Source organism: Flavobacterium sp. (assembly GCF_043760115.1).
Taxonomy (GTDB): domain Bacteria; phylum Bacteroidota; class Bacteroidia; order Flavobacteriales; family Flavobacteriaceae; genus Flavobacterium.
In genome coordinates this window covers 1-20,914 of record NZ_JAYUPK010000078.1, presented here as the reverse complement: position 1 = coordinate 20,914, position 20,914 = coordinate 1, and the positions used below count along the sequence as shown (strand labels likewise).

The 20,914-nt window shown below is 28.3% G+C and carries 20 protein-coding genes; 5 read left to right on the top strand and 15 right to left on the bottom strand.

Annotated elements, in window-relative coordinates; genetic code table 11:
- Window positions 1-333 precede the first annotated feature (333 nt).
- From ACH2BC_RS06760 to ACH2BC_RS06750, 3 genes are read left to right on the top strand one after another with little or no spacing between them, the layout of a single operon-like run.
- Window positions 334-2,025 (top strand): M23 family metallopeptidase, encoded by a 1,692-nt coding sequence (locus tag ACH2BC_RS06760; protein WP_395053228.1) that lies wholly within the window; start codon window positions 334-336, stop codon window positions 2,023-2,025.
- A gap of 3 nt (window positions 2,026-2,028) precedes the next feature.
- A complete protein-coding gene (locus tag ACH2BC_RS06755; RefSeq protein WP_395053227.1) occupies window positions 2,029-4,503 on the top strand; it encodes a TonB-dependent receptor in 2,475 nt (824 codons plus the stop codon).
- Window positions 4,504-4,532: 29 nt separating this feature from the next.
- Entirely contained in the window at window positions 4,533-5,249 is a 717-nt protein-coding gene (locus ACH2BC_RS06750) for a hypothetical protein (RefSeq protein WP_395053226.1), read from the top strand.
- Here ACH2BC_RS06750 and ACH2BC_RS06745 read toward each other — a convergent pair.
- The 15 genes from ACH2BC_RS06745 to ACH2BC_RS06675 all read right to left on the bottom strand — a co-directional run bounded on the left by ACH2BC_RS06745 (window position 5,246) and on the right by ACH2BC_RS06675 (window position 19,000).
- Complete coding sequence (locus tag ACH2BC_RS06745; protein ID WP_395053225.1) at window positions 5,246-6,007, bottom strand: DUF3667 domain-containing protein; 762 nt, start codon at window positions 6,005-6,007, stop codon at window positions 5,246-5,248. The two genes, ACH2BC_RS06750 and ACH2BC_RS06745, sit on opposite strands and share 4 nt — an antisense overlap.
- 192 nt (window positions 6,008-6,199) lie before the next feature.
- Window positions 6,200-6,646, bottom strand: coding sequence for a nuclear transport factor 2 family protein (locus ACH2BC_RS06740; protein WP_395053224.1), 447 nt, complete (start codon window positions 6,644-6,646; stop codon window positions 6,200-6,202).
- Window positions 6,647-6,665: 19 nt separating this feature from the next.
- On the bottom strand, window positions 6,666-7,922 hold the full coding sequence (locus ACH2BC_RS06735; protein ID WP_395053223.1) for a DUF2268 domain-containing putative Zn-dependent protease: 1,257 nt from the start codon (window positions 7,920-7,922) through the stop codon (window positions 6,666-6,668).
- The gene (locus ACH2BC_RS06730) at window positions 7,919-8,626 is read right to left on the bottom strand and encodes a hypothetical protein (protein ID WP_395053222.1); all 708 of its coding nucleotides are present in this window, start codon (window positions 8,624-8,626) and stop codon (window positions 7,919-7,921) included. Before ACH2BC_RS06730 ends, ACH2BC_RS06735 begins: the two co-directional genes overlap by 4 nt.
- Before the next feature lie 18 nt (window positions 8,627-8,644).
- Window positions 8,645-9,103 (bottom strand): DUF1569 domain-containing protein, encoded by a 459-nt coding sequence (locus tag ACH2BC_RS06725; RefSeq protein ID WP_395053221.1) that lies wholly within the window; start codon window positions 9,101-9,103, stop codon window positions 8,645-8,647.
- A gap of 58 nt (window positions 9,104-9,161) precedes the next feature.
- The gene (locus ACH2BC_RS06720) at window positions 9,162-9,509 is read right to left on the bottom strand and encodes a YciI family protein (RefSeq protein ID WP_395053220.1); all 348 of its coding nucleotides are present in this window, start codon (window positions 9,507-9,509) and stop codon (window positions 9,162-9,164) included.
- Between the two features lie 80 nt (window positions 9,510-9,589).
- Complete coding sequence (locus tag ACH2BC_RS06715) at window positions 9,590-10,171, bottom strand: Crp/Fnr family transcriptional regulator (RefSeq protein WP_395053219.1); 582 nt, start codon at window positions 10,169-10,171, stop codon at window positions 9,590-9,592.
- Between the two features lie 46 nt (window positions 10,172-10,217).
- On the bottom strand, window positions 10,218-11,366 hold the full coding sequence (locus tag ACH2BC_RS06710; protein ID WP_395053218.1) for a hypothetical protein: 1,149 nt from the start codon (window positions 11,364-11,366) through the stop codon (window positions 10,218-10,220).
- Window positions 11,367-11,432: 66 nt separating this feature from the next.
- Window positions 11,433-12,266 (bottom strand): helix-turn-helix domain-containing protein, encoded by an 834-nt coding sequence (locus ACH2BC_RS06705; protein WP_395053217.1) that lies wholly within the window; start codon window positions 12,264-12,266, stop codon window positions 11,433-11,435.
- 83 nt (window positions 12,267-12,349) lie between these two features.
- Window positions 12,350-13,051, bottom strand: coding sequence for a hypothetical protein (locus ACH2BC_RS06700; protein ID WP_395053216.1), 702 nt, complete (start codon window positions 13,049-13,051; stop codon window positions 12,350-12,352).
- Between the two features lie 87 nt (window positions 13,052-13,138).
- Window positions 13,139-14,986, bottom strand: coding sequence for an ABC transporter ATP-binding protein (locus ACH2BC_RS06695; RefSeq protein WP_395053215.1), 1,848 nt, complete (start codon window positions 14,984-14,986; stop codon window positions 13,139-13,141).
- Complete coding sequence (locus ACH2BC_RS06690; RefSeq protein WP_395053214.1) at window positions 14,986-16,713, bottom strand: phospho-sugar mutase; 1,728 nt, start codon at window positions 16,711-16,713, stop codon at window positions 14,986-14,988. Before ACH2BC_RS06690 ends, ACH2BC_RS06695 begins: the two co-directional genes overlap by 1 nt.
- 235 nt (window positions 16,714-16,948) lie before the next feature.
- Window positions 16,949-17,437, bottom strand: coding sequence for an ORF6N domain-containing protein (locus ACH2BC_RS06685; RefSeq protein ID WP_395053213.1), 489 nt, complete (start codon window positions 17,435-17,437; stop codon window positions 16,949-16,951).
- A gap of 45 nt (window positions 17,438-17,482) precedes the next feature.
- A complete protein-coding gene (locus ACH2BC_RS06680; protein WP_395053212.1) occupies window positions 17,483-18,439 on the bottom strand; it encodes a glycosyltransferase family 2 protein in 957 nt (318 codons plus the stop codon).
- Between the two features lie 6 nt (window positions 18,440-18,445).
- Complete coding sequence (locus tag ACH2BC_RS06675; RefSeq protein ID WP_395053211.1) at window positions 18,446-19,000, bottom strand: DUF4199 domain-containing protein; 555 nt, start codon at window positions 18,998-19,000, stop codon at window positions 18,446-18,448.
- A 226-nt stretch (window positions 19,001-19,226) separates the two neighbouring features.
- Here ACH2BC_RS06675 and ACH2BC_RS06670 point away from each other — a divergent pair, with 226 nt between their 5' ends.
- Together ACH2BC_RS06670 and ACH2BC_RS06665 are read left to right on the top strand one after the other, a co-directional pair.
- Entirely contained in the window at window positions 19,227-19,478 is a 252-nt protein-coding gene (locus tag ACH2BC_RS06670) for a type B 50S ribosomal protein L31 (protein ID WP_395053210.1), read from the top strand.
- Window positions 19,479-19,605: 127 nt separating this feature from the next.
- Window positions 19,606-20,781: a GlmU family protein gene (locus tag ACH2BC_RS06665; protein WP_395053209.1), complete on the top strand. Its 1,176-nt coding sequence runs from the start codon at window positions 19,606-19,608 to the stop codon at window positions 20,779-20,781.
- Window positions 20,782-20,914 lie beyond the last annotated feature (133 nt).

Genomic DNA, 20,914 nt, shown 5'->3' with positions numbered 1-20,914 from the left:
TTGATTCTGATTGGAAACGGCAGATTTCTTTAATTCTTCTAGCAACGCTTGATTTTTTTCTTCCAAACTATCAATTTTTGCAAACAGTTTTTCGATTTTAATTTCAAGAGTATCAATTATTTCTGCAATTTCACTCATTTATAACATAATTCATTACTTAATCTTACAAATTTATAATTCTCAATCAATTAAACCAATATTTTGAGTAAAAATATTCATTTATTTTTGATTAAACTTGTAATATTTTGTTACATAGCTATTTATAATCACTTTTCTATTTTTATTTTAGTAGTAATAATCTTTTTTATATTTTAGCCAAAAACCTACTTTACCATGAGATTACTAATTTTAACTTTAATGACTTCATTTTTTTGTAACTCGCAAGAAAAATATCCCCAAGATTACTTTAGATCTCCATTGGATATTCCTATTCAATTGTCTGGAAATTTTGGAGAGTTACGTCCCAATCATTTTCATGCAGGTTTTGATATTAAAACCCAACAAAAAGAAGGATTGAATATTTATGCTGTTGCTGATGGTTATGTTTCTAGAATTAAAATTTCTATTTATGGTTACGGAAAAGCAATTTATATAACGCATCCAAATGGGTATACATCTGTTTACGGTCATCTTCAAAAAGCATCTGGAACTATTCAAGATAAAATTATCGAATTGCAATATGATCAAAAATCTTATGAAATTGAAGCTTTTTTTAAACCCAACGAAATACTTGTTACTAAAGGACAAGTAATTGCAATTTCTGGAAATACTGGTGGTTCTGAAGGTCCACATTTACATTTTGAATTTAGAGAAAATAAAACAGAAAATGCATTAAATCCGTTACTGTTTGGTTTAAGTGTAAAAGATACCAAAAAACCTGTGGTTTCAAGTTTGATGGTTTATCCTATTGATAATGAATCTGTTGTGAATTCATCTAAAAGACCAATATCATTAAATTTATCGCTTCAAGCCGATGGAACTTATGTTTCTGAAAAAGTTTTGGCTTCTGGTAAAATTGGTTTTGGAATAATTTCTTCAGATTTTGATGATGTTTCTTTTAACAATAATGGAACCTATAAAATTCAAATAAGTGATAACGGAAAAACTATTTTTAGTTATGAATTTGACAAAATAGCATTTGAAGAAGCTAGGTTTATTAATGCGTTTATTGATTATGATAGATATAAAAAAATGCGAAACCGAGTTCAAAAATTGTTTATGAAAAATGAATACAAATTAGCAAATATAAAATCGAACATCAATAACGGAATTTTAAATATTGTTCCAAACTATATGGATACAGAAAAAATAGAAGTATCTGATTTTTATGGTAATACAACTAAAATTACAATTCCAGTTTCGTATTCAGCTGGATTAAATGTTGTTCCTGTTGAACCAAAAACCACTAAATATTTTATAAAAGCTAAATCAGACACCAATTTTGAGAAAGACAATTTCTCAGTATTTTTTCCTGCAAATACTTTTTATGATGATTTTTATATGAACTTTGATGTAAAAAATAAAACACTTTTTCTACATGAAGATGTAGTTCCTGCTCATACTAATTTTACAATTTCTGTAGAAGATTCAGTTTCTAGCGCATCAGAAAAAAGTAGAATGTTTATTGCAGCAGTTAACGGAATAAAATTGGGTTACAATGCAACAAACTTAGTAGGTAATACGTTTACTTGTAAAGCACGAACTTTAGGACAATTTAAATTAGTAAAAGATACTGTTGCGCCCAAAATTTCTATTGCAAAACCCATTCAGGATAAGTGGATTACAGGTCAAAAAAGTATTTCTATTACAATATCGGATGATTTGTCTGGCGTGAAAACTTATAATGGTTATATAAATGACAAATGGGTTTTATTTGAATATGAAAATAAATTAAAACGATTAACACATACTTTTGCTGATAAATTATTATTAGAAGGAAAAAATAATTTGAAAATTGTTGTAACCGATAATGTTGGAAATTCAACTATATTTGAAACTCAATTTAATAGAAGCCAAAAAAAATAAAATTTGAAAACAAAAATTAAATTAGTTCACCTTTTTTTGCTACTTTTATCGGTAGTTTCTTTTGCTCAAAACGCTAGAATTAAAGGAGTTATATTAGACGAAAATAGTAAAGCTGTAGAAGGCGTGACGGTAAGTTATCAAGGCAAATCTACTGTTACTGATGAAACTGGTTTTTATATTATTGGTGTTCCTTCCAATCAAAAAGTGGTTTTAATATTTTCGCACATTTCTTTAGGAAAAATTACAGGAACATTTCAATTAAAACCCAATGAAGATTTTGAATATAATCCAATTATGGTTGTTGGATCTGAGCAATTGAGTGATGTAATTATTACAAGTAATAAACGCAGAGTTCAAGGTATTATAAGTATTGAACCAGAAACCATTAGGAGAATTCCAGGTGCAAATCCTGGTATTGAAAATATTTTAAAATTGCTTGGAGGAACAAGTGGAAACAATGAATTAAGTACTGGTTACAACGTTCGAGGAGGAAATTATGATGAAAATTTAGTCTACGTAAACGAAATAGAAGTCTATCGACCGTTTTTAATTCGTTCTGGTCAGCAAGAAGGTTTGAGTTTTACAAACACTGATTTAGTTCAAAATGTAGATTTTTCTGCTGGAGGTTTTCAAGCTAAATATGGCGATAAAATGTCTTCTGTTTTAGATATTACTTATAGAAAACCTACAAAACTTTGCGCATCAATTGAAGCAAGTTTACTTGGAGGAAGTATTTCTGCCGAAGGCGTTTCTAAAAATCAAAAATGGAGTGCCATTACTGGAGTTCGTTACCGAGATAATTCTCTTTTGGTAAACAGTCAAGAAACAGAAAGTAATTTTAGACCTTCATTTGCCGATATTCAAACCAGTGTAAATTTTAACTCTTCTACCAAATGGCAATGGAGTTTTCTTGGAAATATTTCTCAAAATAAATATAATTTTCAACCATTAACGCGTCAAACCAATTTTGGAACTATTAACGAACCAATTGCCTTGCAAGTTTTTTACGAAGGTCAAGAACAAGATGAATATCAAACTTATTTTGGTGCAATAAAATCTACTTTCGTGGCCGATTCTGTAAGTACTTATAAATTAATTGCATCTGCTTTTCACACTCAAGAACAAGAACATTTTGATATTGATGCTGCTTATTTTCTTGGCGATGTTGATACTAATATTGGATCAGAAACTTTTGGTGATGTAACTTTCAATACAGCTGTTGGTTCGCAATTAACTCACGCAAGAAACGATCTAGATGCTGTAATTGTAAATGCAGAAATTAAAGGAAATCATACAATTAAAAATAAATTTCAAATAGATTGGGGTTTAAAATATACGCACGAAAGTATTCGCGATAGAATTGTAGAATGGGAAGTTATAGATTCGGCAGGATTTTCATTAAACAATCCAATATTAGATTTACCAGTAAATGATCAACCTTACAATCCATATATTGGTCCGTTAGTTCCATATAAAAATGTTAGAGCAACTAATTTTGTAGACATCAATAGAATTTCTGGATTTGCACAATGGAGTAAAAAAACAACCATTGGAGAAAGTCAATTGTGGTTAAATGCTGGAGTTAGAGCACACAATTGGACAGTTTCTGGACCACAAATAGTTAATTCAAAAACACAAACTGTTTTTTCTCCAAGAGTTCAAATTGCATTAAAACCCAATTGGGATAATAGAGATATGATTTTTAGATTTTCTACAGGATTTTACTATCAACCGCCATTTTATAGAGAATTACGTGATGAAAATGGAGTAGTGCAACCCAATGTAAAAGCTCAAAAATCAATACACTTTGTATTGAGTAATGATTATAGTTTTAAAATGTGGAATCGTCCTTTTAAACTAGTTTCAGAGTTGTATTATAAAAATATGACTGATGTAAATACATATACTTTAGAAAATGTTAGAATTAGATATCGCGCTAATAATGATGCAGTTGCATACACTTATGGTTTTGATTGTAGGTTAAATGGACAGTTTGTAACAGGAACAGAATCATGGTTTAGTTTTGGCTATTTAAAAACCGAAGAAAATCAAAATGATAAAGGTTACATTGCAAGACCAACAGATCAACGATTAAAATTTGGAATTTTGTTTCAAGATTATATGCCAAATATTCCAAACGTAAAATTATATTTAAATTTGGTTTATAATACAGGACTTCCTGGCGGTTCACCATCGTATGCTGATGTATATCAATATCAAAGTCGTTTGCGAGATTATCGTCGTGCCGATGTTGGATTCTCCTATGTTTTTACAGAAAAAAATAGTGAAAAACCAAATGGACATTGGTTAAAAAAGTTTCAAGATTTATCTTTAGGATTTGAAATTTATAATCTATTTAACAATCAAAATGCAATTACTAATACTTGGGTTCGTGATGCGTATACTAAAAATCAATACGGAATTCCCAATTATTTAACCCAACGAGTTTTTAATATAAAATTGTCGGCTAGGTTGTAAAATTCATTAAATTTGATAAAAAATTTATTATGCATAAATTCATTATATTAGTTCTAATTATTGTTACGTTTAGCAGCTGCAAACAAGAAAAAGAAACTCCCAAAGTGCGTTACGAAGCAACTTCTAAAGATAAAAAAGAAGTAAAAGTTGATACAACTCAAATTGCTGTTGCCGATCTGCCAATACATTTTGAAGGAACTAATTTTTTAATTCATCCAATAGGAAATCTAAATAGTGCTGGAAAAAAAGTTGCCTATGATTCTTCTAGTGCTTATCAAGATCAAAGTTTTACTATTTCTAACACTAACGATTTTCAAATAACTGGTCATTTATCTAATTTAAAATTTCAACAAGTAAACTCAGATTCTTTAAAAGTGCTTTCTGCAAAACCAATTTTAATAGAAACTGCAACCTATTTAAAAATGTTTTCAGACAAAACAGGAAATCAATTTATGGTTTACACTTTATCAGATTCTGATACCAATATGGATGGAAAACTAGATGAAAAAGACATTAAATCATTGTATATAAGTGACAGTAGCGGAAATAAATTCACTAAAATCTCACCAGATTTAAATGAATTGATAGATTGGAATTGTATAGAAGCAACTTCCAAATTATATTTTAGAACTATAGAAGACAGCAATAAAAATGGCGCTTTTGACAAGAATGATGTGGTGCATTATCACTTTTTAAATTTATTATCTAAAGATTGGAAAGCCGAAGAGTACGTTCCAATTAATTAGTTTTTAACAGAGTTAGTTACTACCATGTAAATTACTACAATGATTATTCCAAGTAAAAAAATTAAAAATAAATAAAACAACGTCAATAATATTCTTAATATAATTTCACCTAAATCTTTGTCTTTATAAAGTTTTAAGTAAAGCCAAATATTAAATCCATAAGCACCAAAACCAATAATTGCACTCGAGATAAAAATAAATCCAGTATTTGCACACAAATATTTTATTGGTGTAAAAAGAATTCCAATAATCATAAGTTGTGCGGTTGCAAACGAATTTATAATAATATTTTCTATAAAATTATAACCCCATTTTCTAAATGCTAACCAAGTACAAATTGATATAAATGGTACAGTTATAAGTTGAATTAGTGTATAATATTCTGTGAAAATCTTTCCGAATGTATCTGGATTAAAACTATTTTTTGAGTTAGATACTTTCATTTCCTCAATAATTTTTAAATCTCCATTGTAATGCGCTAAAAAAGTTGTAATACCTGCAAGAACGAATACCATTAATATTGGTTTGTAATGTTTAACTCGTTTACCTTCAATAAATTCTTTAACCATTTCGCCTGGACGAGTAAGTAACTGTTTAGAAGTATAGAGTAACCCATTATTTAAATGAAGAAAAGTATATTTTGCTTCATCTTTTAAATAATTTAAATCAAGACGTTTAGTACTTGTTTTTTGTCCACAATTGGAACAATAATTTACTTCAAAAGTATTTTCGCAATTTTTACAAAAGTTACGATGCATATTTTAAAACTTGCTTTTTATAATTTTTTAAAAAAACAAATTTACAAGTACAGTAACAAGAAGCGTAACTAATTTTACTACAAGTGTTATCATAATATTTTTATTTAAAGTTTAGAGGAACTTATTTTGTGTAAATTTAAAATATTTATTGTTAATAAAATTGTAAAAATGGAAAGAGATTTTAGTTATTTTTTATTCTTCAAAATTATCAAAATAGGTAAAATCTTTAGTTATCAAACCATTTTCGATGGTGAAAATAGTACAAATTGGCAACTCAAATTTAGAATTATCTGGCGCAGTTCCACTTGAAACAAATTCTACAATAATATGATTATCTCCAGATGGATAAATTGCAATTACTTTATCATTCAAATCTGGAAATACATTATTTAGGTCAGAATATTTATCAATAATTTGTTTGTGCGTTTGTTTTACAATTCCTGCACCAAGCGTTGGATCTTTAAAATCGGCATTTTCAACATACATTGCTGCAGTTTTTTCCCAGTCGTGTTTGTTAAAATGTTCAAAATAAGTTTTTACAAGTTCTTCTTTGTCTGTTGTTTTCATAACTGTGGTTTTTGGTTTGTTACAAGAAATAACTAAAAATGTTGCGATGATTAATGTTGCGAGTTTTTTCATAATTGTTAGTTTTAAGTTATTATTTCAATTCTAAATCTAATTTGCTTTCCTCTAAAAACTTTTCATAATCTTGAATGTTGAGCATATCATAAATTGCTTTCTTTTTATCTGATGCTTGGTTATAATATGCTTTACAAATTTGATAACCAACCCAATATCCTAAATCTGCTGGTTTTTCTTCTGTTTCTTGATCAGAATTTGCAATCCAATTACTCTTATCATTCAGTAACATTTCTTTTTTAAAATCTGCCCAAATGGTTTTTTCTTTGCCTTTTGCATAAATATGTAAACGTTCATTGGCAGTTTTTCCTGAAATTAATTCTCCAATAAAATCTGCCATTCCTTCAACAATTGCAGCTTTTAAAAGTGTTGGACTTGACGCCATTCCAGATTGTTCGTAGTGAATTAATTCATGAGCAACCGTATAAGGCAATTCGTCAAAAGCACTATTGTTGTTCTTTTCCCAAAGTGTTAACTCAGAAATATTGGCATTTTCAGACATGCAAGCTTGATCAATTGCTAGAATTAAACCGTCGCTAGAAATTGTTCCTGCCGAATTAAATTTTCCAATTACAAAATAGATTGGTGGAAAAATAGCTTGCGGATAAATTTCTTTTAATTTAATAAATGATTTTTGATATGATGATTGAAACTTCTTGGTATTTAGTGTATTCTGTCGAATGCTTTCATAGTATTTTTTCTTTACGTTATGTTGAAACACAAAATTCTCAATAGTATTTATTTTGTTTACATAATAAAATTGAAGTGCAATTGTACCTTTATCTATGTATTGTTTTTTGTAAATCGATTCAGTATTTTCTGAGTTTTTAGTAACTAAATCATTTGCTTTCCAAAAATTAATCACATCGCTATCAATTATTTTGACTTTTTTAGGGTTGGTTGTATAAACTATTTTGATTGATTTTATAATTTTATCCCAGCGTTTAGATTGCTTCATAAAGTTAAAACTTTCATCTCCTTTTAAAGCTGGTAAATCATTGTAACCATATAATTTTATTGATTTTTCGATGCATCTAAAACTGTTTGTACTATCTTTTGCTTCGGCAAATGCCATAGAAGTATAATAATAATATTCTTGTTTTGAAATTTTATTTTCTACAAGTTCTGATGCTTTTTCCCAAATTTCAGCAGCAGTTTTAAACTCTTTTTTTTTGTAAAAAGTATTTCCAGTTTGAATCAAACTATCTACTTTTTGTTGTTGGGAAAAAGAGGATGATACAACTAATAATAATAAGATTTTTTTTAGGTTTTTCAATTTTTTACAAGTTTTATTGTTGATACTAAATGACCAAATAGTATAATTGGAACTATAAATGTGGGCAACCAAGTAAACGGAAAATTTAAAAGTGCGATATTTGGTTGTTTATAAGCAAATTTTTGAAATGTTGATGGTGCAGATAATAATGCAATAACTACAATATTTATTAAAAGTGCAAATGACATAAAATTCCAAATTAAGATTACATTTCTATTTAAATATCCTTTTCGTAATCCGTAATACGCAATTATTGGTGCTGAAACTCCTGCAAATATGTCAAAATTTCTACCTTCAAAAGTCATCAGTTCAGGTATAACTTTATTGATATATAATAAGTATAATATTATTTCAACTGGAATTCTAATAGTGTTTATTAAAGTTATTTTTTCTAAGTCTAAACTATTCATAAAATCTCGTCCATTTTTACTTAATAAAAGTAATAAAATTAACAAAATTGTTGGTGCAATTCCAAACATAAAAATTTTTGGTGGAATTGTATTCGTATTTGTATTGTAAATATTTCTAGAACTCAATACAGCTTGAATTAGTAACCAAATTGTAAGTCCTAATAAAATTAATTTAGATTTATTTCTAATTTTTTCAGAACTTGAGTTTTTAACAGTCCAATAAAAAAATATAAGTGTAAAAAAAGTAGTAGATATAAAACAAATTGAAATGTAAATTGGTAAGGTTTCTATCATTATTTCTATGTTTTAAAATTATACTCCAAATTGTGTTAAATGGTGGTCCAAATGTTTGTAATAAAAATTATTCCATTCTTGTTTGGTCATAACCCCAAAGCCAGGATGATCTTTTAAATCAAAATAGTTTTCTCCTTTTTTAACCAATTGATGAACATTTTCAACAAGCTTATTTTTTTCTAACTCGAAATTTTTAGGAGTTTTAATAAGCATTTCTGTAGCTGTTGAGCTGTTTTTCTTAAGCGGATTTTCGTTTACTAAACCTTTTTTTACCAAATTTTTTAGTATAAATCTTAAAAACCCATTCGATTTTTTATAATTTTCATCAAATGCCATTTCGTAACTTACGTTGCAATGCGCCATCATTTGGCTAACATCCATTTTACCCCATTGTTGCTTAGTAGTTGCTGATAAATTATTTATTCTAGCTGTAAATTTTTCAGCTATTTCGTGAGAGAATATGTTTTCTGTTTTCATTTTTAAAGATTTTTGTTTGATTATTTAAATTGAATTTTAGTAATAATGTATAATAATTTTAATTCATTGGTATAATACTTCTAACTTCAACTGTTCCACCCATAAAAAGTATTGGGCAGTTTTTAGCCAATTCGGTTGCTGCTTCAATAGAATTGGCTTTTAACACCATAGTTCCAGAAAGCATTAAATTTTCTGCAACATAAAAACCTTCTTCTGTATATTGATTTGCTGCAATTTTTTTACCTTCAAATCCCAATTGGTAAGTATTTACTAGTTTGCCTTGCATCGCAATGTTTCCAATAAATTGTCCCCATTGTTTTTCCATTTCTTGCAATTGTTCTGTTGTTGGCATTTCGGTACTTGGTTCAAATCTGAAAAGCAACATAAAATCTTGTAATGTTTCCATAATAAAAAATTAAAGTGATTAATTATGAAGCAAATTTCTAGCAATCAACATTATAAAAACTTGTCATAAGACAAGAAATGCTATTCGTTGGTAATTTCTTTTCTTATTCTACTCAAAGAAGTGTCGGTAATGCCTAAAAAAGTAGCAATATGTTTTAAAGAAATATTTTGTATAATGTGTGGTTTCGATTTTAAAAGTTTCAAATAGCGGTCTTTAGCTTGATCTGCAATTAGCGAAATACTATGTTCTTTTAACGCAAAATAACTGCCAACCAATAGTCCACGTTGCTGTTCTCTATAACTTGAAATATCATTGAAAAGTGATGTAAAAGACGTAAAATCTATTTCCCAGCAAATACAATCTGTCAAAGCTTGAATGTTTTCTTTGGTTGGTGCAAAAAAGAAAAAAGAAGGATAATCAATTACAACATCAGTCGATGCATATAGGTTAAAAGTAATGTCATTTCCGTCTGTATCAATTATATACGAACGAATAAAACCACTTTCTATAAACCAATATTTTTTTTCAACTACACCTTCTTTTAATAAATAGTCATTTTTTGATAATTCTATTTTCTTGTATTTAGGTAAAATTAAATCTAATTCACTTTTAGTAATACCAGTTGAAGCAAAAACTTTGTTTAAAAAATGTTCGTTTGTCATAGTTGGTTTTTTATGAATTAGTATTGAAGCTGATTTCTTTCTATTTTTATTTCACTTTTTCAGGCGATAAAATCAAAACATCAAACTGTTTTATACAATCAATCATTTCTTTTGATAATTCAATTTTAGGAACTTTTTTTAATTGTTCGTTATAAAGTTTAGCTTGAAATGGTCTTAAATCTAAAACAACCCATTCATTTTCTTTATACAATTCTAATAATTCAATAGGATAATCGCCAGAAGTTAATCTATCTGTCATCACATTTTTATCTAACTCAAATCGATAACAAAGTTGAATGTGAATTGATTCTTGGTTTTTCATTTGTGATAATTGATTGATGAAATCTCCCAAATCCAATATTCCAAGTGGCGATAATCCTTTTGAAATGTGGTTGCTACCAAATTTAAAAAATGCTTTTGGTTCAATCTTTTTTGTATTTAAATAATTTGTGTAATAACTGTTATAATTGGTTTTCATTAATTTAGATCGAACTGTATTATTTTGATAATACTTTCCTGCTGAATAATCAGTGTAAATTACTATTGATTCTAGCATTTCTTTTTTTATAGATTGTGCTAGTTTATTTTTAGATAAATCAAACAATTTTGAAAATGCCAAATCACCATCTGGTTTACTTGCATCTTGAATTAAAGTTGGATATTCTAGTTTTATTTTTGCATCATAACCATTATAAATATCGTCCATAACAAATTGAAATCCACCAAAATAATGTTGGTCTAAACCCCAAAGTTCAAATTCATTATTTCTTGAAGCTTGTAACATTTCAAAATCTGGAAAAGAGCTAAAAAATGGAATTGCATCATTATTCTTTACGTATTTTGTAGTAAAATCAGTAATGTTTTTGGTAAAATCTTTACTGTCTAAAAAAGAGTTTAATTTTCTAACAGATGTTGGACTAATTTCGGTCACCCAAACTTTATAATTAGATGCTTTAAGCACTGGAAATAAACTTTGAGTAAATTTAGAAACCAAGCTAGAATTGTGATATTCACCCAATAAAAAGTTTTGATTGGTCTTCATTTCTGCTTTTAGAAATTCAAAACCTTCACCAGACAATTTATAAGAAATTGTATCTAAAGTAAAAGTTTTTGCAGTTTTTACTAGTTCAGCTTTTGTAATTTCTTGTGCAAATGTTGCAGAAATTGTTAACAATAAGAAGATAATGTTTTTCAAGATTTTTTGTTTAAGATTAATGTAAAATTATATTTTTAAAAATCTTAAAAATTGTAAAAATGGAATCTAAGTACCAAAAAGCCAATTTACTTTACCATTTTCTTGAGAAGTTATGTTTTTAAAAAAAGTTTTTGGTGTTAATCCTGTAAGCGATTTAAAATCTTTTATAAGATGAGATTGATCATAAAATAGCATATCATAACTTAAAGATGTATAATTATTTTTAGAAGTTTTATTTATTTGAACTTTCAATGCTTCTCTAAAACGATGTACTTTTTTAAATTCTGATGGCGTTTTACACAAATGAATTTCAAAATGTTTACTTAAATTCTGACGACTTGTGTTGTATTTCTTCGCCAATTCATCAATAGAATGTTCTTTTTCAAGATTTGATAAATCTAAAATAACATCTTTTAAAAATGGATGTTTAAAATCTAAAACCTTTGTTAACCAATAGTTTTCTATTAAATCTTGCCTTGATTCTAAATCATTTTCGTTTAAAATTTTTCTCATTTCATTTTCATAATCATCAAACGGAATAAAATTAGAAAAGAAATTGGAAGTGTAATTAGATAGCGGTTTTTCTAAAAAAGCATTCAATCCTAAAGGTTTAAAATAAAATGTAATTTCGTTTATAAAACCATTGTATTGAAGTTGAATTGGTTTTTTGTAATGGCAAATTAAATTTGACGAAAAAGGACTATTTTCATCCTCAAACAATAGAGCATTATTTTCTGAATACTCAACTTTTATCTTTTCAAAAACCGATATTATACTGTAGTTATTTGGAAAAGTTAGATATTTAACACTTGGTTCATCTACTTTTTTGGTCAAGAAATAGTAACCTTCAATGTAGTTTTGAAGAAGTTTGCTTTTGGGTTTGAAGAATTTTATTTCCAAAGAAATTAAAATAAATTAGTTTCGTAAATATATGAAATCAATTATATTCTAAATGTTAAATTTTACTGAGTTGAAATATTTGTTTAAATTAAGATATCACTTTCTAAATCAGACTTTTCTATTTCAAAATCGAAACCAAGTTTATCAACCAATTCGATAACCAATTTTTTATACCAGTTTTCAGATTTGGGATGAATGTAAATTTTTTCAATTAATTGGTTAATATCTACATTAATTTTTAAACCATCGTTTATTGCAATAGTATTGGATGAAACATCAGAAATTATTCGAACTTCACGTTCATACTGAAAACTTTTACGTTTAAACAAAAACGGAAAAAAGGCATCTTCAAACGGAATATATTCTTTTTTATAGTCGATATAATTTACTTCGCCAATAAATTGATCGTAATTTTTCTCAGGAATTAATGCATTTTGTAATCGTTTTATAGTTGATTGAATTGCCAAACCTTCACTATTTTGAGTAAAAATTTGCCACATTGCAAAACTTTCATATTCATTAATATGCCAACTGCTTATAATTACTTTTTCGCGTTTCGATTTATAATAATCTAAAAACTCTGGATTGTTTTCTGATAGTTTTTTAATTTCTTCAAATGTTGGTTCGCTAAAAGTGCCTTCGTATTGATCTTCAAATTTGTCTGATCGTGACATAAATAATTTCTGCGAAAGCAATAAATCTAAAAATTTAGACAAGTCCAAGTATTTCCAAACAATTGTATTTGGATTTTCTGGAAGTGTGCTATTTGGATTTTCTTTATACAAACTTTATTTAGGAATTATTATCTTCAATCTTCAATCTTCAATCTTCAATCTTCAATCTTCAATCCACCATATTCACTCTTCCATCTCTTACTCAAAACTCTGCAAAGTAACTAAATTAGCATACGTTCCGTTTTTAGCTAAAAGTTCTAAATGTGTTCCTTGTTCTACAATTTCGCCTTTTTTCATTACAATTATGGTGTCAGCTTTTTGAATAGTTGATAATCTATGTGCAATTACAATAGATGTTCTGTTTTGCATCATATTTTCTAAAGCTACTTGAACTAATTTTTCACTTTCAGTATCTAACGCTGATGTTGCTTCGTCCAAAATCATAATTGGTGGATTTTTTAAAACTGCTCTTGCAATTGATAAACGTTGCTTTTGTCCACCAGAAAGTTTGTTTCCTGCATCACCAATGTTAGTATCGTAACCTTTTGGTAAATCTTTTACAAACTCATAAGCATTAGCAATTTTTAAAGCTGTAATTAATTCTTCATCGCTTGCATTGGGTTTTCCGATAAGAATATTATTTTTTATTGTATCATTAAAAAGAATTGAATCTTGAGTTACTAAACCAATTAATCCTCGTAACGAATTCATTGTCATGTTTTTAATGTCAATTCCATCAACAGAAATTATTCCTTCTTGCACATCATAAAAACGAGTTAGTAAATTGGCAATAGTACTTTTTCCACTTCCAGATTGTCCAACAAGCGCAACAGTTTTTCCTTTAGAAACTTTAATTGAAAAGTTTTTTAAGACATTTTCATCTTCATATTTAAAATTGATGTTTTTAATTTCTACAGCAGTATCGAATGAAGTTTTTACAATTGCATTTTCTTTATCAGTTATCAAATTTTCTACTTCTAAAACTTCAAAAACACGTTGTGCTGCTGCCATGCCGCTTTTCACAGCGTATGATGCTTTAGAAATTGCTTTTGCTGGAGTTAAAATATTGTAAGCCAAACCCATATAAGCTAAAAATTCTGAACCTTCAAGAATAGCTTTTCCACTCGGTAATTTGCCCACCAAAACCATATTTCCACCATACCAAAGCAATATTGCGATTACGATAATTCCCATAAACTCACTCATTGGCGATGCTAAATTGTTTTTTCTCCCAATGCTGTTTGATAAATTTAATAATCGAGTTACAGAATCATTAAATTTGCTTTTAAAATTATTTTCTGCATTATAACTTTTTACCACTTTTAAACCTGATAAACTTTCTTCTACAACCGATATTAAAAATCCACTTTCATATTGAATTTTTTCTGATTTTGATTTTAATGATTTTCCTATTTTAGAAATTATAAATCCTGAAATGGGTATAAAAATAAATACAAATATGGTTAATTTCACACTAATGTAAAACATCATTATTATAGTAAATAATATTGTCATTGGTTCTTTAACAATTAATTCAAGTATTGAAAAAAAAGAATTTTGAACCTCGTTTACATCACCCAACATTCTTGCCATAATATCTCCTTTTCTTTTTTCAGAGTAGTAAGAAATGGGTAAATCGATTATTTTAGTATACATTTTATTTCTCAAATCTTTTAAAACACCATTTTTAAGGTGCATTAAATGTATAGAAGCCAAGTAGTTAAATAAATTTTTAAATAAAAATGTTGTAATTACTAATGCTACAACTAAAAGTAAAGCATATTGATCTCCATTTTTTTCAGAAAGTTCAGAAATGTAATAATATAAATACTCTTTTCCGTAACTAGTTATTTTTGTAATACCTTCGTATACAGGAACTTTTGTAACTTTTTTTGCAGTATCAAATAAAACATCCATCATCGGAATCAATGATACAAAAGATAAGGTACTAAAAAATGCATACAAAACATTAAATATTACATTCCAAACCACATTAGTTTTATATGGACGAACAAAAGGAAATATTTTTTTTATATTTTCATCCATTATATTAAATTCATATCAGTAATTATATTTTTTATTTTTTCGTCCAATTCTTTTTCAACAGAAACAGCATTTTCAACCGAATCTAAAGATGAATTTACACTAAAATAGAATTTAATTTTTGGTTCTGTTCCGCTTGGTCTGGCACAAATTTTAGAACCATCTTCAAGATAATAAATCAACACATTCGATTTCGGAATTAAAATAGGTTCAACTTCATTAGTAATTACATTTTTAGAAGTCGAATTCTCATAATCATCAATACAAACCACACGTTGATTATTTATTTCACTCATAGGATTTTCTCGCAAATCTACCATCATTTGATTGATTTCTTGCAAGCCAGAAATTCCTTTTTTAGTCAACGAAATTAATGATTCTTTATAAAATCCATGATCAACATAAAGATTTAATAATTCTTTATAAATAGAACTTCCAGCAGCTTTGGCTTGTGCAGCAATTTCGCAAATTAATAAGGTTGCACCAACGGCATCTTTATCTCTAACTGCATCACCAACCATAAACCCAAAACTTTCTTCGCCACCACCAATAAATTGCTCGTTTGGAAAATCTTTAATAAATTTTGCAATCCATTTAAAACCAGTCAAACCTACTTTGCATGCTACATTATAAGCACTTGCCAATTCCAACATCATTGGTGTAGAAACTATTGTTGAACCTATAAATTGTTTGCCGTCAATTTTATCATTACGTTTCCATTGTTCTAACAAAAATGCAGTCATCACAATCATGGTTTGATTGCCATTTAACAAAGTCATTATGCCTTCGTTATTTCTAACTGCAACTCCTAATCTATCAGAATCTGGATCAGTTCCAACAACAATATCTGCATTTTTTTCTTCTGCAAGTGCCATTGCCATTGTCAACGCTTCTGGCTCTTCTGGATTTGGCGATTTCACTGTCGGAAAATTTCCATCAGGAATAGCTTGCTCTGCAACAATACTAATATTGTTATAACCTGCTTGTTCCAAAACCGTTGGAATCGATTTTATAGAGGTTCCGTGTAACGAAGTATAAACAATTTTTAAATTTTCTTTAGCCGTTTTTGGCGTATTAAAACTGCAATTTTCTAATGTTGATTTTACAAAAGCTTCATCAACCTTTGTATCAATATATTCTATTAAATTTTCGTTGGCTTCAAATTTTATTTCGCCGTAATTCAATGCTTCAATTAACTCAATAATTGCTCCATCTTGTGGCGGAACTAGTTGTCCACCATCTTGCCAATATACTTTGTAGCCATTATATTCTGGTGGATTGTGCGATGCTGTTAATACAATTCCGGCGTGACAATTTAAATGTCTAACTGTAAAAGATAATTCTGGCGTAGTGCGCATTTCGCTAAATAAATACACGTGAATGCCGTTGGCAGAAAAAACATTAGCAACTATTTTAGCCAAAGTATCACTATTATGACGACAATCATAAGCAATTGCTACTTTTATTTGTTCACCAACAAACGATTTTTTTAAATAATCCGACAAACCTTGTGTGTTTTTCCCTAACGTATATTTGTTAATTCTGTTGGTTCCAACACCCATAATTCCTCTCATTCCGCCAGTTCCAAACTCTAAGTTTTTATAAAAACTTTCCTCTAAATCTTTAGGAGACGAAGTCATCATTTCTTTAATTGCGTCTTGCGTTTCGTTGTCAAATGTTGGCGATAACCATTCGTTTACTTTATCTAATATGTTTTTTTCTATATTCATAACAGTCATTGCGAGGCATGAAGCAATCTCGTCTTTATTTATTTTAATTTCTCTGAATTTATTTCAGAGTTTGAAGCAATTTCCTGCTTTCCATTTCAAGTTTTTACCCAATTCCTTTTTTTGCAAAAATAAAAAAGAGCTTCTATGGTCGCTTTTTTTCTTTAGCAAAAAATAGTCATTAGTCCAAAAAGCTTTTCATTACTATCAGGGCTAAATTCTTGCTATCATTCAAAAATTATTTTTTATATCCAATTTTAGTTCTTTCTGTAACTTTTTCTTTGTTATCTTTTTCAACTAAATAATTCAATACGTTGTATATTTCTGGCAATTGACCTTCAATTTCGTTTATTCTATTTTGCAACTCAGTATAGTTTATTGCAAATTGTCTAATCGTCACAAACGTTCTCATTATCGAAATATTAATCTCTATAGCTTTATCACTTTTTAAAATACTAGATAGCATTGCAATGCCTTGTTCTGTAAATGCAAATGGTAAATATCTATTACCTCCATAACTTGAGGTCACAATTTGTGACCTCAAGTTTGCAAATTCAATTTCTGTTAATTCAAACATAAAATCATTTGGAAATCTATTTAAATTTCTTCTAACAGATTGTTTAAGTGCTTTATTTTCAATTTGATATAGCTGAGATAAATCAAAGTCAAGCATCACTTTACAACCTCGAATCTCATAAATTTTATTTTGAATAACCTCTATTTCCATAGTATGTATTTGTTTGAGGACGCAATTTGCGTCCTCAAGTTGGAATTATAAATTTACTTCAGTAGCAATTTTATACCGTTCTTCATTATTTTTGGTACGAAGAATAATTTCTCCAAGAAACCCTGCAAGAAATAATTGTGTTCCAATAATCATTGCAGTCAAAGCTATGTAAAACAATGGATTATTAGCGACCAAAATTGTTTCGTAACCAGAATATAGTTTAACTAATTTTACAACTATAATAAATAAGGTTGCTATAAAACCAATTAAAAACATTAAAACACCAAAAGCTCCAAAAAGATGCATCGGTCGTTTACCATAACGTGATAAAAACCAAATAGTTATTAAATCTAAAAAACCATTTATAAAACGATTAATTCCAAATTTAGATTCGCCATATTTTCTAGCTTGATGAATAACAACTTTTTCTCCAATTTTTCCAAAACCAGCATTCTTGGCTAATACAGGAATATACCGATGCATTTCGCCAGAAACTTCAATGTTCTTGATAACTATATTTTTATAAGCTTTTAAGCCACAATTAAAATCATTTAAATGCACGCCAGAAGTTTTTCTTGCTGCCCAATTAAACAACTTAGAAGGTAAATTTTTAAATACAACAGAATCGTAACGTTTCTTTTTCCAACCAGAAACCAAATCAAAATTTTGTTCCAAAATCATTTTATATAATCCTGGAATTTCATCTGGACTGTCTTGTAAATCGGCGTCCATCGTAATAATTACATCTGCTTGCGCTTTAGCAAAACCTGCGTGTAGTGCTTGCGATTTTCCAAAATTTCTTAAAAAACGAATTCCTTTTACAGAAGTATTTTCTTTAGAAAGTTGTTCAATTACATTCCAAGATTCGTCAGTACTTCCATCATCAATAAAGATAACTTCATACGAATAATTGTTGGCTGTCATCACCTTTACAATCCACGAATGTAACTCTGGTAACGATTCTTGCTCGTTTAATAATGGGATAACTATAGATAGATTCATTAAATATTAAAAACTTTGATTAGCATCTTTTTTTACAATTGCTCCAATAATTAGAGAATAAATTAACCCAAAAAACGCATACATTACTACTGTTGTCGGAATTGAAATTGCAGGATTCATAAATTTTTTAGAAAACGAAATCGTCATATCTATTTGTTCAGAAGTCAATTTTGAATTTTCCTGTGCCATTATCGTTCTCATTTTTCTAAACATTTCTTCAAAATATTCTGGAAAAATATAAGCAAAAGTCGCACTAAACAAACCATAAATTAAACCAGCTATAACACATACTGAAACACCAATTTTTAAACATTCGTTAAATGAAATAAAACCAGAATTTATTTTTGTTTTATAATTATCACAAGCTAAGTAAATGAATGTTAATGGTAAAACTAAAAAGTTTAATAGGTTAATAATAAGTCCATAAACCTTATTGCTTTGTGGGTCAATGTTCAAAACATAACCTATAACAAACTCTAAAATCATTATTAATCCAAAAATGAATCCAAATTGTATACTAGATTTTGATGCAGATTTTGTAGTAGTAGTCTTTTTTTCCATAGTCTTTAAAGTCTTTGTAAATTAATCCACAAATATAATAATTCTTAACACATTGGTACGCTAAAATACTATCAAAAAAAAGCCAAGTATTTATTTGAAATAAGAAATATTATTGTACTTTTGCAAACTGAAATTAAAAACAATAATTAAAAGTTATAGTAAGTCGATACCTTTTTTATAAAAGCATCAAGATAAACTATTTCACAAACAAATAAAGATTTACACAATGAAAGAAGGAATTCACCCAGAAAATTACAGATTAGTTGCTTTTAAAGACATGTCTAACGAAGACGTTTTTATAACTAAATCTACAGTAGAAACTAAAGAAACTATTACACACGAAGGTGTTGAATATCCAGTTTTTAAAATGGAGATTTCTAGAACTTCTCATCCTTTTTACACAGGTAAATCTAAACTTATTGATACTGCAGGACGTATTGATAAATTTAAAACTAAATACGCTAAACACGCTAAATAATTTTTTAGCAATTATTATACTAAAACCTTTCAATTATATTGGAAGGTTTTTTTATGCTACAAACTTTTGTAACTTTGGCATTATTAAGTACGGACAAGTCGCGACTTGTCCCTTCAATTATTAAAAAATGAACTACATACTTTTTGACGGAACTGTTCGCAATGCACTTTTGCCATTCACTTTTACACGTCCTGTGGCTGATATTCGCATGGGAATTTTAACTATTAGAGAAAAATGGGAAAATCATTTGGGTTCAACTACCACAACTTTAACTGAAGAATATCTTTCTGAAAAATTTCCAATGGTAGAAATGGAAGAAAATGTAATGATTAATGCATCTTTTTTGCCAAATGAAATTTTATCTGAAATGGTAAAAAATCTAGAAGTCAATCAAGCCATTTTTAAAGGAGAAGATGTTGTTGCTTTTTTTACAAATGAGACACAAGAAGAAGTAGATTTTGATACGTATGAAATTATAGAATTTAACCAAGATTGCCTAAGATTGGAACACACTTGGGATATTTTTGCCAAAAATGATGCAGCCATTCGTGAGGATTTTGAATTGTTGACCGAAGATAGAATTTCTCAACCCATTCCGAAAAGTGTAAATGTAATTGCACCGTCAACTATTTTTATTGAAGAAGGAGCAAAGCTAGAATTTGTTACTTTAAACGCTTCAACTGGACCAATTTACATTGGTAAAAATAGTGAAATTATGGAAGGTTCTGTAATTCGTGGACCATTTGCGCTTTGCGAATTTGGAAGAGTTAAATTGGCATCTAAAGTATATGGTGCAACAACTGTTGGTCCACATTCTGTAATTGGTGGCGAAGTGAGTAATTCGGTTTTAATGGGTTATTCTAATAAAGGTCACGACGGATTTTTAGGAAATGCTGTTTTGGGCGAATGGTGTAATATTGGTGCTGACAGTAATAATTCTAATTTAAAAAACAATTACGAAGAAGTAAAATTGTGGAGCTATGAAACCGAGAATTTCGCCAAAACTGGTCTACAATTCTGCGGATTAATGATGGGCGATCACAGTAAATGCGGAATAAACACTATGTTTAATACAGGAACTGTAGTTGGAGTTTCAACAAATATATTTGGTTCAGGTTTTCCTAGAAATTTTGTACCCAGTTTTTCTTGGGGTGGAAATGCTGGTTTTACAACCTATTTAACTAGCAAAGCATTTCAAACTGCTAAAATCGTTATGGCACGACGTAATGTAGAATTTACTGAGGAAGATGCTAAAATTCTAGAACACGTTTTTGAAACTACAAAAAAGTGGAGAAACGAATAGATTTAAGTTATTGAAAGTAATAAATTAAATAATTTTTAAAATTAATAATATCCGATAATTAATACAGTACACTATATAAATTATCGGATATTTTGTATTAAGTTTAATAATATTATTAGATAATTTAAATCTT